The sequence below is a fragment of the Coleofasciculus sp. H7-2 genome (assembly GCF_042747725.1).
Classification (GTDB): Bacteria; Cyanobacteriota; Cyanobacteriia; order Cyanobacteriales; family FACHB-T130; genus FACHB-T130.
In genome coordinates this window covers 93,499-107,911 of the sequence record NZ_JBHZGO010000103.1, presented here as the reverse complement: position 1 = coordinate 107,911, position 14,413 = coordinate 93,499, and the positions used below count along the sequence as shown (strand labels likewise).

Sequence of the window (14,413 nt, the reverse complement as noted above, 5' to 3'; positions counted from 1 at the left end):
CACCATCTGTCAAAGCAAGGGGGCATAGCGGCGGGAGTTGTCTCTTTCATCCCTCAAACCTCAACGTGAAATGTCTGTTATTACAGTATTATACTTCCATTGACTTTTGATTTTAGTTTAAGTCCCATTAGGTCGTAGGGATAGAGTTTGGAGTCGAGGTGACTATTGTCGGGGGTGAGGGTAGCGGTGAAGTTGTCGCTGACAAACAGTTGAGAACCGTTGATGGTTTGGATGTGGCTGTCGAAAGTAGAGTAGCCGTCGATAAAGCCTGCTAGGTGCCCCATTTCGTGCAGCAGGGTGGTGACACGTAGGCAATAATCAACACGCCGTACTGTGCCACCTGAATCCAGGTAATCCCTTTCATTCCCCTCAAAACGGAGAAAAAACCGACAATCACCATACCAACGATCGCGCCAGTGCTTACATCCACTTGTAGGAAGCGGCTGAACACAGTTCCCACAGCCCGCATCTATCCGGCGACGTAGGTCATGGAAACAAAAATAGCCGCCACGACTGCTACCAAACGGGCACGTTGGAGTAATAGCGATCGCACTTCTTCCGATGCAACAACCCAGCAGCGAAGCATCCCGTAGAAATCAACGTAAAATCGCGGATAGATATCACCTCAGTTCCTAAAAAAACCCGGTTTATTGGAGATTTACACTTACCTACTCAGCGTATGCCGCAACGCTCCAGCTCCTCAAACCTAGGAAGTGGCAGAGAATCTGCGATCGCTTCCGAGTAAATACATAAATTGGTGTTTTAAAAATAAAATACAAAATTTTGTAAGAATTGGGACGAATACTCTGCATCATTAGTAGGAAGCGATGGGAATACTAATAACAGCTAACCGGGGAGTAAATATCCAAGAGGACTACTGTGGACAATTCCAAGCATCCAAGCGAATTAACTGAGCAGCTGGCTAAAGCAGAGTCCGAACTCAACGCATTTTTTAACCTGTCCCTCGATCTTTTATGCATTTGCGGACAAGACAGGTACTTCCAGAAACTCAACCCCGCCTGGGAGAGAGTTTTGGGCTGGACGCTGGAAGAATTGATGTTGCGCCCTTGGATTGAGTTTGTCCATCCAGATGATGTGGATGCAATAACAGCATACGAACAATCTACTGACAATGCGATCGCCCATTTTGAAAATCGCTATCTCTGCAAGGATGGCAGCTATCGATGGCTGTCTTGGAGAACGTTACCGCATCAAAATGGATGCTACTATGCAGTTGCCAAAGACATCACCGAGCATAAAGCCGCAGAGTTAGAACTACAACAACTCACCGCCCAAGTTGAGCAACAAGCAAAAAGCCTCGACCAAATTCTCTCAGCTTCTCCAGACCATATTTATCTAATCGATAGAGCTGGAAAATATGCCTATGCTAGCCTTGCAGGTGCAAAGGCACTAGGGTTCCAGCGTAGCGACATGGTGGGGAAGACATGGCGAGAACTAGGCTTGCAACCGGAAAATATGGAGTCAATTGAGGCTCACCATCAGGCAGTATTTTCCACCGGACAACCCATGAATGGCGAAGCTTACCTTCCCACCGTCGAGGGTTTCAGGCACTACGAGTACATTATCACCCCCATCCATAATCCAGACGCCAGTGTGGATGCAATCCTCAGCACTGTCAGAGATATTACCAGTCGAAAGTGGGCAGCCGCCGCCCTAAAAGAAGCCAACGAAGAACTAGAACAGAGAGTAGAAGAGCGTACAGCAGAATTACAGCAGGTAAACGAGCAACTCCGGGATGAAATTAGCGAAAGCCTGCGACACGCTGCGCTCTTGCGACGTGCAGAAGCAGCACGGCGCGAGAGCGAAGAAAGATTCCGCCGAATTTTTGATGATGCTCCCATCGGTATCACCTTAGTGAGAAAACCTGACTGTCGGTTTTTCATGGTAAATCGAGCCTTTTGTGAAATTTTGGGTTACACGCAGTCAGAACTGATAACCCTCAACCTTTTAGATATTAACCATCCCGAAGATTTGGAAATGGAAACGCCTTATCTCAAGCAAGTAATTCAGGGAGACATAGACAGCTATCAACTTGAGAAACGTTATATCAAGAAAAACCAAGAAATTTGCTGGGTGAAGTTAACGGCAACAGTAATCCGAAATGAAATTGGAGAAATCCTCTATGAATTAGGCATGGTTGAGGATATCACCGAGCGGAAACGAGCCGATGCCGAAATTCGCAATGCCATAGAAAAAGAACGGGAACTCTGCGAACTCCGTTCTCGCTTTGTTACCACCGTATCCCACGAATTCCGCACCCCGTTGAGCATCATCATTTTGTCTGCCAGATTGCTAGAACGTTTCCCACATCAAGCAACAGAAGAGAAAAAATGCGAATATTTTGCTCGCATTCAAGCAGCTGCCAAAAACATGACTCATCTCTTAGATGATGTGTTGTTTATTGGTAAAGCAGAAGCCAAGAAGCTCCAGTTTAATCCAGCACCTTTAGATTTAGAAAGATTCTGCTGCGAATTGGTGGAAGATATACAAGTAACAACTAGCAAGCAACACGCGATCGCTTTCGCTTGTCAAGGTCAGAATACCCATTTTTGTATGGATGAAAAGTTGCTTCGGCAAATTTTCACTAATTTACTTTCAAATGCCATCAAGTATTCCCCGAAAGGCGGCAATATTCAGTTTGACTTAGTTTGCGAACAAGGAACGGCACTTTTCCGCATCCGAGATCGAGGAATCGGCATTCCTCCCGAAGCCAGAGCGCGATTATTTGAATCTTTTCATCGAGCTGATAATGTAGGGACGATTCCGGGTACTGGATTAGGACTTTCTATCGTCAAAAATTGTGTGGATTTGCACGGTGGCAAAATAGCAGTGGACAGTGAAGTTGGAGTAGGAACCACGTTTGAGATTACGATTTATTCAAGTAATTCTCTGTCTAAAGTAGAGGCAGAAAAGACAATTGCTTCTCTCGTTCAAGCTTCATAAATTCAGGAAATTGTTTTGCTAAAAACGTTTACTATAATCAAGACAAGACATTCAACTGAATTTGAGTTTAGATATTTCCTCCCTTTTTTATAAACTGCTTCAAAATCTCGCTTGGTTTGCGATCCCATGTATCGATGTGATTGTAAATTAAACCGTCTTTATTGAGTTTATACGTAGAGTAGCCATTGAAAAATAGGCGAGCTTTCCAGGGAAGGCGCAAGACACCGCGCACAGTCCAATTCGCCCTAATCGTGTCTTCATCTGTCTGATACACATCATGAAGATCGAAAAAGATTTCTGTAAAAAATAGCTGAGCGTGAAATCGCAGCGTCCAAAAGATAATGCGATAGTTGATTTTCCATTTAAATTTATTAACTGGATCTTCAAAGTAGATATCCTGCGTATAAATGTCGTAGGAAATATCTTTCTCAAAAAGCGTCGGTAAATCCTTTTTAAGCGTCTCTACTACCCGTTCTACTTGTAATTGATATTCCACGCGCTTTCCCTCGTAACCCAGCGGCACAGTGATGATTTTAGCGGCTTTTCAACCTCTTTTTTTGCAGAAAACCCGATTCTAGACCAGCCGCTATTTTACATTGATTTTCATCGATTGCTTCTTATCTACTGAGGCGATCGCTGGCAAAGTGGTAAAAGATCCGAAATTATACAGTAGACAGTATCTCCAGCCAGTGTTATCTCAGAAGAGGGAACGACAAATACTTCTAGTCAAAAAGTCTTCTGCCTAAAAACAAACTAATATTTGCTGTCTAAATGACCAACCAGTTATCCGTAATTTCTCGGAATTTGCTGAGAAACAACTGAATAGTCAAAGTCGAGCGTTTGCACAAATTATAATGAAAATGTTACCTATTTCATGAAAATCAACAAATATACAGCGTTTTCTTTCTGGATGAGGTACAGTCAAGCTTCCAAAATCAAAGGTTTTAGGCGATCCTCGTACCTCACTAGCTTCAAAAGTGCTGTATGAAATATTCCAAAATAAGATACAAATTGAATATTAAAAGTAAAAACTATTACGGCAATAAATCTTGATGTTAAAATTTGTGCAAAATTTTTTGTCAAAAGACTTTATTCCCCACGGGCATTGTTACTTGTGGAAGCCAGGATTAGTGTGGCTGCACATCACATCCGATGTTCTGATCGCACTGGCTTATTACTCAATTCCAATCATGTTGGTATATTTCGTCTACAAAAGGCGAGATATGCCTTTTTACGGGATATTCCTATTGTTTGGAACATTCATCGTTGCGTGCGGTACGACTCATATCGCAGAGGTGGCAACGCTGTGGCATCCGTATTATTGGCTATCAGGATTGTTGAAAGCTTTTACTGCTGCGATTTCTGTGTATACGGCGTTGGTGCTAATGCCCTTGATTCCTCAAGCACTTGCAATTCCTAGTCCAGCGCTACTGGAAACTGCCAACAATACACTAGAAAATGAAATTGCCGAGCGCCAAGCCGCTGAGGAAGAACTGCGAAAACTCACATTAGAGTTAGAAAGACGAGTCGAAGAAAGGACTGCGGCGCTACAATCTGCCAACATCTTGTTACAACAGGAAATTGCCGAACGCCAGCAGACAGAAGCGGCATTACGGGAAAGCGAAGCGCAATATCGTCGCATTGTCGAAACCACAACTGAGGGAATCTGGGTTCTCGACGCCGCAGGCAATACATCTTTTGCGAACAATCAGATGGCCGAAATGCTAGGCTATACCATCCCTGAGATGTTAGGTCAGACTTTATTTGCATTCATGGATGAGGAAGGTCAGGCGATCGCGATCGCGCAAATAGAACGTCGCCGCCAAGGAATTAAAGAACAGCACGACTTTAAATTCAGCCGTAAAGATGGCTGTGACTTGTGGGCGATTGTGGCGACCAATCCCATCTTCGATCAAGCAGGGCAATACATCGGTGTCTTAGGAATGATTACCGACATTACCGAACGTAAAGCTGCCGAGGAAGCTTTACGGCAATCGGAAGCGCAATTGAGACAACAAACAAACCAGCTAGAACAAGCTTTTCGAGAACTTCAACAAACCCAAGCTAAACTCGTTCAGAGTGAAAAAATGTCCAGTCTGGGGCAATTAGTCGCCGGAGTTGCTCACGAAATTAATAACCCAGTCAACTTCATCTACGGCAATCTCACCCACACCAGCGACTATACTCAGGAACTGCTCAACCTGCTGTCCCTCTACGAGAAACACTATCCCAATCCCGTCCCTGAAATTCAAGCTCATGTGGAGATGGGCGACTTCCGTTTTATCAAGAAAGACCTCCCGAAGCTGCTGGCGTCGATCAAGGTGGGGGCAGAACGCATCCGCCAAATTGTCTTGTCGCTGCGTAACTTCTCTCGACTGGATGAAGCGGAAATGAAAGTCGTTGATATTCATGAGGGAATTGAAAATACTTTGCTGATTTTGCAGCATCGCTTGAAACAAGTCGGAGGCACTTCAGGCATTCAGCTGTTCAAAGAATATGGCAAGTTGCCGCTAGTCGAGTGCTACCCAGGTCAGCTCAACCAAGTGTTTATGAATATTCTCGGTAATGCGATTGATGCCCTCGAAGAGGCAATCGGGAATGGGTCATGGGTTATGAATCATGGAGAAGAAAGTACCGATAAACAATTACCTACGATTCGGATTCACACTCAAATGCTAAACACCAATCAGGTAGCGATCCACATTGTAGATAACGGTTCTGGCATGAGCCAAGAGGTGCAGCAACGAGTGTTCGATCCGTTTTTTACCACAAAAAGCATCGGCAAAGGCACAGGACTGGGGTTATCTATTAGTTATCAGATTGTGGAAAAACACGGCGGTCAATTAAAATGCATTTCCACAGCAGGACTTGGGGCAGAGTTTGCGATTGAGATTCCCATTCACCAGACCAGTCGCCAGCCTGCGTTAGTGAAGTAATCTGCCCTATTTTTGGCTCCGTAGAAATCTTGATAAAATTTAGAAAAAGCAGGAAAATCTCTGCTGGAAACAAGAGAATATCCGTAGTTTCCCGGTTGCTAAATTTTGCATTTGTTCCATATAAAACGAATAAAATTTAAAGGGTAGGCATTTTTTCTATCGATTAAAGTTGTAAATAGATTAGTTTAATAAATAATATTTGTAATTTCGTATACAGATTTGCTTTCTACGTCTAGAAAGTAATCAGGTTAAAAACTTATTAAGGTAATTTGTGACAGAAAAAGGAATTTTTTGTGATTTAGATCCGGAGAAGGCTACCTATCTTAAAGTAGAAGTAAAGATTGCGAACATAATTACAACCAACCTAGCTGAGGAAAACAGAATATGGTAAACCTGAGCCGGATAGGTATATTTGAAGCTATATCCAAAAGAATAACCAAAGCTAGTGTCAGAGAAAATGTCGCAAGTATCGAATCTGGAGAAGTATTACGGGTGAAAGTGCCTATAACAAGCAATGAAGCAGCAAGGCTAAAAGCCCTCTGGCAGTATGAGATTCTTGATACTGCTCCCGAACAGGCTTTCGACGATCTAACTCAGGTGGCTGCACATATTTGCGGAACACCTATTGCGCTGGTCAGCTTTGTCGATACGCATCGGCAGTGGTTCAAGTCGAAAGTCGGTGTGGAGGTATCAGAAACACCGCGAGATATCGCCTTTTGCGCTCATACCATTCTGCAAACCGATTTGTTTGTTGTCCCCGATTTAACAGCCGACGAACGGTTTGCAACGAACCCTTTGGTAGCTTCCGATCCTAATATCCGCTTTTATGCAGGTGCGCCTTTAATCACACCCGCCGGTTATGCGCTGGGAACGCTGTGCGTAATTGACTATGTGCCGCGCCAACTCAAGCCTGAGCAGCAAGAAGCACTCTTAACACTGAGTCGTCAGGTGGTGGCGCAACTCGAACTCAGGCATAATTTAGCAAATATGCGACAAGCGATCGCTGAACGCTTGCAAGCAGAAACTCTATTAAGCAGTCAGAAGCGTGTACTGGAAATGATTGCCAGAGGCGACTCCCTCAACAGCGTCCTCAACGTTTTATGCCGCAATATTGAAAAACATTCCAGTAAAATGCTCTGTTCGATTCTACTTCTGGATGAAAACAGAATTAATCTGCACTATGGCGCAGCGCCTAGCCTTCCAGAAAACTATAATCGCGCTCTTGATGGGGTAGAGATTGGACCGCGTGTTGCCTCTTGCGGGACAGCTGCTTATTGGAAGGAACCTGTAATTGTCTCAGATATTGCTATCGATCCGTTGTGGGAAGATTACCGCGAGTTAGCGTTGAGCAACAAACTCCAAGCTTGTTGGTCTACACCGATTCTGAATTCGGATGGCAAGGTGTTGGGTACTTTTGCAATGTACGGCTCCCAACCTTGCACGCCTAATTCTTATGATTTACAACTGATTGAAATAGCAACAAACTTGGCAGGAATTGCCATCGAGCGCCTGCGGACAGAAACCGCACTTCAGAAAGCGCACGAAGAGCTAGAAATGCGGGTTTGGGAACGAACGCAAGAGCTAGAAAAAGCGAATCAGACATTGCAAGCTGAAATCGAGGAGCGCCAGCGAGCAGAAGCGGCGCGGCGGGCATCAGAAGAGAGATTCTTTAAAGCCTTCCGTTCCAGCCCTGACGCAATTACTATCAGTACGCTTGCAGAGGGACGCCTTGTTGAAATCAACGATACTTTGCTAAGCATTACTGGTTATACCCGCGAAGAAATCATCGGTCGCACCACAGTTGAGCTGAAGATTTGGGCAAATGTAGAGCAGCGCGATCGCATGAGGCAGATATTGCAGGAGCAGGGAACTGTTCGCAACATAGAATTTACCTTCCTGATCAAGTCAGGTGAGGCGCGTGTGGGATTGCTCTCAGCAGAAATTATTGACTTTGACAATCAGCCGTGTCTTCTCGCCGTGAGCCGAGATATTACCCATCGCAAGCAAGCTGAAGAAGCACTTAGGGTACAACAAGAGTTTCTTCGCAATGTGATTGACGCCACCCCAAATTTAATTTTTGTCAAAGACTGGGATGGGAAATTTACTCTGGTTAACAAAGCATTAGCAAATATTTATGGAACAACCGTGGAAAATTTGCTTGGCAAGACCGATGCAGATTTCAATCCGAATCCTGGGGAAGTAGAACAGTTTCTCTGTGATGACAGAGAAGTGATGACAGTAGCAACGGAAAAAATCATTTCTGAGGAAACCCTCACTGACTCTACAGGCAAGGTGCGATGGTTTCAAACAACTAAGAAGTCTCTGGTATCGCCAGATGGAAAAAGCCGGCAAGTTTTAGGAGTTGCCACAGATATTAGCGAGCGCAAACGCGCAGAGGAGCAATTAATCCACGATGCCTTTCACGATAAGCTGACAGGCTTATCAAACCGCGCCTTGTTCATGGATCGACTCGGACATTTGGTTGAGCTGACACAACGGCGTCAGGATTACTTGTTTGCCGTACTATTTCTGGATCTCGATCGCTTTAAGGTCGTCAACGATAGCCTTGGGCATACAATCGGCGATCAACTACTTGTCGAAATCGCTCGCAAGCTCCAGACGTGTCTGCGTCCTGGAGATACGGTTGCCCGTCTTGGGGGAGACGAGTTCACCATTCTTGTAGAAAATATTAAAGATGTCAGTGACGCCACCCGCCTTGCCAACCAAATTCAAAATGAACTAACTTTACCGTTCAATCTCAACGGACAAAAGGTATTTACCACCACCAGTATTGGCATTGCTTTGAGTACAACAGGTTATCACCAGCCGGAAGACCTGCTGCGCGATGCTGATATTGCCATGTATCGCGCTAAGGCATTGGGTAGAGCGCGTCATGAGGTATTCGACATGACGATGCACACTCGCGCTGTGGCACTTTTGCAGTTAGAAACTGACTTGCGGCAGGCTGTCAATCGCCAGGAGTTTTTACTTCACTATCAGCCAATTGTGTCGCTTTCTACAGGTCGAATTACCGGATTTGAGGCGCTGGTGCGCTGGCAGCATCCAGCGCGGGGTTTGATTTCCCCAGCTGAGTTTATTCCAATGGCAGAAGAAACTGGACTGATCTTTTCCCTAGGTTGGTGGGTCTTAAGGGAAGCTTGCCGTCAGATGCGGGCATGGCAAGATTCGTCATTAGAAGAACCAAGGGCAAATGACCAAGGACAATTGACGATGAGCGTGAATCTTTCTAGCAAACAGTTTACGCAACCTCATCTAGCTCAAGCAATCCATCAAATTCTAGAGGAAACAGGTTTAGATGGTGGCTGTTTGCGGTTGGAAATCACCGAAAGCGCCGTGATGGAAAATGCTGAATCTGCGATCGCTACCCTCTTACAATTGAAAAAACTAGGCGTCCAGTTATATATTGATGACTTCGGCACGGGTTATTCATCTTTAAGTTATCTGCACCGATTTCCAATTGATACGTTGAAAATTGACCGTTCCTTCGTCGGTAGAATGAGCAGTGATAGCGAGAATTCGGAGATTGTTCGTACCATTGTCACACTTGCTCACAACTTGGGTTTGGATGTGGTTGCAGAAGGAGTAGAAACCCATGAGCAACTTGCCCAACTCAGAACGCTGCAATGCGAGTATGGACAAGGTTACTTTTTCTCCCGCCCCCTGGATGTTGCAGCCGTGGAGACATTAATGGCGGCAAAGCCTCAGTGGTAGAGATACCCCTGGCATCCCCCGATAAATTGGGGGACTTTTCCGGTTCCCCCCAATTTATCGGGGGGTTAGGGGGGATCTAGGTTTCAAGCTTTGAGTGCGTAAGTCCTGATATATCTAAATTGCCCAAAAAACTCCTACAAAATGTCGTCTATGTCCGTAACTCCCCAACTGGCTGTTGGCAGCAATAGACAAGCCATTGTCATCGGTGGCAGTATGGCTGGGCTACTAGCAGCGCGTGTGCTTGCCGACCGCTTTGACCAAGTGACGATTATTGAACGCGATCGCATCCCAGACAAACTGGAGACGCGCCGAGGCGTCCCCCAAGCCTACCAAGCCCACGTTCTGCTAGTGCGGGGTCAGCAGATTTTAGAGCAAATGTTTCCTGGATTGGGTGCTGAATTAGTGGCTGCTGGCGCAACTACTTTGGACTGGACGTTAGACTGTCCCATGCTAGATTTTGGCGGTTGGGCACCCCGCTTTCCCTCCGGACTTGTGACTCATGCCTGTAGTCGGAACCTGCTGGAATGGACGATTCGCCGCCGACTGGCTGCTTACAGCAACATACGCATTCTGGAAGAATCCCAAGTAACCGAGTTGTTGTCTGACGCCAGCAAAACGAAAGTGACGGGCGTGCAGGTGCAATTTCACAACCACCCGCAAAACACTAGCGCCGCAGATGTAGAGACGCGGAATTTCGCCTCTCTACCAGCCGATCTGGTCGTGGATGCAACTGGACGGAATTCCAAAACCCCTGAGTGGTTAAAGGCATTAGGTTACACGCCGCCTCAGGAGACAGTCATTAACTCGTTTTTAGGCTACGCCAGCCGTTGGTATCAGCGCCCAGCCGATCTCCAAAGCGATTGGAAATCAATCGTGCTGTGGTCTAAACCAGGGGAAAACTCTCGCGGTGGGCTGCTTTATCCCTGTGAGGGCGATGCTTTTGTTCTCACCCTGGCTGGCGTAGGTCGAGATTATCCACCCAGCGACGAAGCTGGCTTTTTGGAATTTGCCCGCAGCTTGCGATCGCCCATTCTCTACGAAGTGGTCAAACACGCCCAACCGATTTCACCCATCTACTGTCATCGCGGGACAGAAAACCGCCTGCGTCACTACGAACAATCCAGATTGCCAGAAAACTTTGTCGTCTTAGGTGATGCCGTCTGTTCCTTCAATCCTATCTACGGTCAAGGCATGACTGCGGCGGCGATCGCTGCGTTAACTCTGGAGGAGTGCTTGAAAGAGCAATTTCAGCGTCAGTCTCAGGACGATTTAACGGGTTTAACGCGGCGTTTTCAAAAGCAACTGGCTAAAGTGAATCATATACCTTGGCTGATGGCAACCGGCGAGGATTTCCGCTGGTCTACGACCGAGGGCGGTCAACCCGATCTCAAGACCCGATTTATGCATTTGTATCTGGATCGTGTGAGATTAATCACGATTGACAGTCCCGTAGCGTTCAAAGTTTTCATAGAAGTGATGCACCTGCTGAAACCACCCACCGCGTTTTTTCAGCCGAGAATCTTAGTGCAAGTGCTAAGGCAGTTAATCAATCGGCGTCGGCAAGATCAACCGAGTGCTGATGAACTATATCTTCCGAAGCTGCCGTCTTCTGCTGTTGATTCGTTAACCTGAAGAGTGTCCGCAGTGGCAATGAATCGCCGATCCCATGACTAAAACGGCAAAGGAGTATCTATGTCTGTGCTAGAGGGTTCTTGGAAGCACGAGTATATCACCAGCAACGGAATTAAGCTGCACTACGTCACGCAGGGAGAAGGCCCTTTGATGCTGATGCTGCATGGGTTCCCTGAATTTTGGTACTCCTGGCGGCATCTAATACCCGAATTTGCCAAAGATTATAAAGTCGTCGCCCTCGACTTGCGCGGTTATAACGACAGCGATAAGCCAGCAGACCAATCGGCTTATGTGATGGATGAATTTATTAAAGATGTTGAAGGGGTAATTAAGGGACTCGGATACTCTAGCTGCGTTCTGGTGGGTCATGACTGGGGGGGCGCGATCGCTTGGAATTTTGCCTACGCATACCCCACAATGGTGGACAAGTTGATTGTGCTAAATCTGCCTCACCCTGCCAAATTTGCCGAAAATATGCGTAATCCCCAACAACTCTTACGCAGTTCCTATATTTTCTTTTTTCAGCTACCGTGGCTACCAGAATTTCTCTTACAATCCTTCGATTACCAATCCATCGAAACGGCTTTCACGGGTATGGCTGTTGATAAGAATGCCTTCACAAAAGCCGATCTGGATGCCTATAAACAAGCTGCGGCAAAACCCGGTGTCCTGACAGCCAGCCTGAACTATTATCGCAATCTTTTTCAGCAGAGAATGCTCAATCAAGATTGGAGTATTCTCCAGGTTCCTACTCTAATGATTTGGGGGGAGAAAGATACTGCACTTGGTAAAGAACTGACTTACGGAACCCAAGCGTATGTCAAAGACTTTACGATTAAATACATCCCCGACTCTAGCCATTGGGTGCAGCAAGAGAAACCGCAACTAGTCACTCAATATATGCGAGAGTTCCTTGCAACTACCAGCGGCTGATCGATAGGTGATTACTGCAACTTTTAAGATTGACTCACTTTGCTGCTGATATTAACAGTTTTGAGCAAATTAGAGATTGGGAAAAGTCTACCACTCTTGCTATAAGCTTTCAAGGTGCCAATCAAGAGGCTGAAGCTACTTTTTAAATTCTATACAGCTCCAGCCTTAAAGCGACAGATTGCCAATCTATCAACAATTCTACCAAGCACTCAGATAGCAAATCTACTTGCTTCTATGTCAAATAGCGATGCTGCTGGCGCAGCCGCAACGCTTACGTGCAATTCTTGTGATGCGGGGAAGGATGCGATCGCGTTGTTTATTTTGGCAATTCTGCTTTAATCATGTCACAAAAATTTATAAAACTTTTGAATGTATTCAATTGCGGTGGTTGAGCTTTAATTCTTGCTTTTAATTCATTCAAGTAGTATGGTTTCAAGACCTCGCCTGGGTTTCTTTTGTTATATGTGATATTTTTTCCCTCAAATAGCGCTTTCAAATAAGCCCCATGAAACTGAGCATGGGTATTAAATTCATTATATTTGCCCATAAATTCAGGATCATCGACTGAAACATCATAATAACGGATATAATCCAACAACGGTTGGTTTTGAGGATTTTTTGAGTAAATCTTTCGATTACCCAGTAACCAGGTTTCTAAGCATCGGTTTTGAACGATGATAAAAAACTTTGTCTTTCCCAATTCAAAGCTTTCTTTTCTTATAAATTCATCAATTTCATTTCTGATATCTGCAACAGTATTTTCTTCTGCATCAAGACATACCACAAAATAGTTATACTTTCCACTTAAATTGATTTCTTCAATTGCTCTGGGAATGAAATCATAAATAAGGGAAGGATACCCTTCGCCACTTATCAGGTAATAGTTTTTCACATTCACCAGCGCGTAGGCATCAACTCGCTGTAGTTCTGGTAAAAGATGCCCTAACCAAGCTGGATAAACTTTTTTCTCAGTTCTTCTTCCTTCTACAAGAAAATACAGATTCATTCAACTGCTATTCCTTCGCTGTAAGCTTCAAGATTTAGTAGTTGAATAAAAGCTTGATGTCTAGATTTGCCCAGGTTAAAATCCTTAGCATCTTTTACCGTTACTACACCGCCTCTACGAGTAACTATTTTCCAGTGTTCCATCCCAATATTATTAATAATGTAAGGGTGATGGCTGGTTATGATAAATTGCAGATTTCTATTTTGCCCCAACAAATCTTCAGTCAAAACATCAATACAGTTAACACCTAAACTATTCTCAAATTCATCAATAAGAATTACGCTTCCTTCAGGGGCTAAGTATAATTCGCTAATCTGCATTAAAGTTTTAAACATTCCTGAAGAAATATTAGGTTGACTAATCCATTTATCAACACCTTTTTCTTTAATCTTAAGGGAAAGAAACTCATTCAATAAATTTTTAAAGCTAATTGGTAAATCTTCCCGCTTTTCTGGTTCTACTTTGATATCTTCAACCTGTGTAAATATATCATTTATAAAGCGCTTTTTGATTTTTTGGAATACACCTGGAAAATATTTATAAACTAATGCCAATTTGATTAAGTCTGGTTGATTAATTTTTTGTATAGTTTCCAAAGAAGAGTTTTCAAATTGGTTTAAAAATGCAGTGGTAGCTGTGTATATTCTTTTCTCCGGATCTAACTGAACTATTTTATCAAAACCCTCCTTTATGGGAGCAATGTCTTCTTCTTCACTTAGTATATCGACTAAACTTTTAAACGGTGACAACTTCGGAGTCATTTGATTTTTAAATTCTATTTTATCGTTGTTTCTTTTAGCAAGTTCATTGCCCTGCTTATATAAATACTCATTTATAATTCTAATTTTAGGTTCTTCATCATTCCCATCAAGAATCCCTCCAGCCAATCCTTTGCTTTCAAATTCCCCTTTCCATCGAAATTCAACCCGCTCAAGAGTTTCAAATGTAATATCCCATTGCACCCCATTCAAAGATTCACCATTGGCTATATCTTTTAAGTTTAATATTGACTTAATAATTTGAGTTTTGCCAACTCCTGATACACCAACAAGTAAGGTGAGGTTAGAAAAGCTATTAGTAAAATCAACTGTATTTAAGCGCCAGTCCAAGGCTTTGTTATAATATTCTATCGTTTTAATTTTCATAATTAATCTCCCCTTCAGTTACATAGATTATAACGATTAGCTAGAATTGGCTAATATACTGAAGG

At 44.2% G+C, this 14,413-nt stretch carries 9 protein-coding genes and 1 pseudogene; 5 read left to right on the top strand and 5 right to left on the bottom strand.

Annotation, left to right across the window (positions count from 1 at the left end):
* Positions 1-80: 80 nt before the first annotated feature.
* Together ACFW2W_RS22065 and ACFW2W_RS22060 are read right to left on the bottom strand one after the other, a co-directional pair.
* Positions 81-284 carry a hypothetical protein gene (locus ACFW2W_RS22065; RefSeq protein ID WP_378183326.1) on the bottom strand — a complete coding sequence of 68 codons (204 nt, stop codon included), beginning with the start codon at positions 282-284 and terminating at the stop codon, positions 81-83.
* A gap of 14 nt (positions 285-298) precedes the next feature.
* Positions 299-549, bottom strand: a pseudogene (locus ACFW2W_RS22060) (cation acetate symporter); the annotation flags it as partial.
* 330 nt (positions 550-879) lie between these two features.
* Here ACFW2W_RS22060 and ACFW2W_RS22055 point away from each other — a divergent pair.
* A complete protein-coding gene (locus ACFW2W_RS22055) occupies positions 880-2,964 on the top strand; it encodes a PAS domain S-box protein (RefSeq protein ID WP_378183323.1) in 2,085 nt (694 codons plus the stop codon).
* A gap of 67 nt (positions 2,965-3,031) precedes the next feature.
* Here the strand turns inward: ACFW2W_RS22055 and ACFW2W_RS22050 are convergent, their stop codons facing one another.
* Complete coding sequence (locus ACFW2W_RS22050) at positions 3,032-3,460, bottom strand: DUF2358 domain-containing protein (RefSeq protein ID WP_378183320.1); 429 nt, start codon at positions 3,458-3,460, stop codon at positions 3,032-3,034.
* Between the two features lie 580 nt (positions 3,461-4,040).
* Here ACFW2W_RS22050 and ACFW2W_RS22045 point away from each other — a divergent pair.
* The 4 genes from ACFW2W_RS22045 (at position 4,041) to ACFW2W_RS22030 (ending at position 12,197) form a co-directional block, all read left to right on the top strand.
* Positions 4,041-5,900, top strand: a complete 1,860-nt coding sequence (locus ACFW2W_RS22045; RefSeq protein ID WP_378183317.1) for a PAS domain S-box protein — start codon at positions 4,041-4,043, stop codon at positions 5,898-5,900.
* Positions 5,901-6,284: 384 nt separating this feature from the next.
* Positions 6,285-9,632: an EAL domain-containing protein gene (locus ACFW2W_RS22040; RefSeq protein WP_378183314.1), complete on the top strand. Its 3,348-nt coding sequence runs from the start codon at positions 6,285-6,287 to the stop codon at positions 9,630-9,632.
* 150 nt (positions 9,633-9,782) lie between these two features.
* The gene (locus ACFW2W_RS22035; protein WP_378183311.1) at positions 9,783-11,264 is read left to right on the top strand and encodes an FAD-dependent oxidoreductase; all 1,482 of its coding nucleotides are present in this window, start codon (positions 9,783-9,785) and stop codon (positions 11,262-11,264) included.
* Between the two features lie 60 nt (positions 11,265-11,324).
* Positions 11,325-12,197, top strand: coding sequence for an alpha/beta fold hydrolase (locus tag ACFW2W_RS22030; RefSeq protein WP_378183308.1), 873 nt, complete (start codon positions 11,325-11,327; stop codon positions 12,195-12,197).
* Between the two features lie 316 nt (positions 12,198-12,513).
* Here ACFW2W_RS22030 and ACFW2W_RS22025 read toward each other — a convergent pair whose 3' ends face one another.
* The gene (locus ACFW2W_RS22025) at positions 12,514-13,203 is read right to left on the bottom strand and encodes a hypothetical protein (RefSeq protein WP_378183305.1); all 690 of its coding nucleotides are present in this window, start codon (positions 13,201-13,203) and stop codon (positions 12,514-12,516) included.
* The gene (locus ACFW2W_RS22020) at positions 13,200-14,348 is read right to left on the bottom strand and encodes an AAA family ATPase (RefSeq protein WP_378183301.1); all 1,149 of its coding nucleotides are present in this window, start codon (positions 14,346-14,348) and stop codon (positions 13,200-13,202) included. The genes ACFW2W_RS22025 and ACFW2W_RS22020 overlap by 4 nt, the downstream gene beginning before the upstream one ends.
* Positions 14,349-14,413 lie beyond the last annotated feature (65 nt).

Coding starts and splice junctions, on each gene's coding strand:
- ACFW2W_RS22065 (WP_378183326.1), bottom strand. CDS start 284: ATGGGGCACCTAGCAGGCTTTATCGACGGCTACTCTACTTTCGACAGC.
- ACFW2W_RS22040 (WP_378183314.1), top strand. CDS start 6,285: ATGGTAAACCTGAGCCGGATAGGTATATTTGAAGCTATATCCAAAAGA.
- ACFW2W_RS22035 (WP_378183311.1), top strand. CDS start 9,783: ATGTCCGTAACTCCCCAACTGGCTGTTGGCAGCAATAGACAAGCCATT.
- ACFW2W_RS22030 (WP_378183308.1), top strand. CDS start 11,325: ATGTCTGTGCTAGAGGGTTCTTGGAAGCACGAGTATATCACCAGCAAC.
- ACFW2W_RS22025 (WP_378183305.1), bottom strand. CDS start 13,203: ATGAATCTGTATTTTCTTGTAGAAGGAAGAAGAACTGAGAAAAAAGTT.
- ACFW2W_RS22020 (WP_378183301.1), bottom strand. CDS start 14,348: ATGAAAATTAAAACGATAGAATATTATAACAAAGCCTTGGACTGGCGC.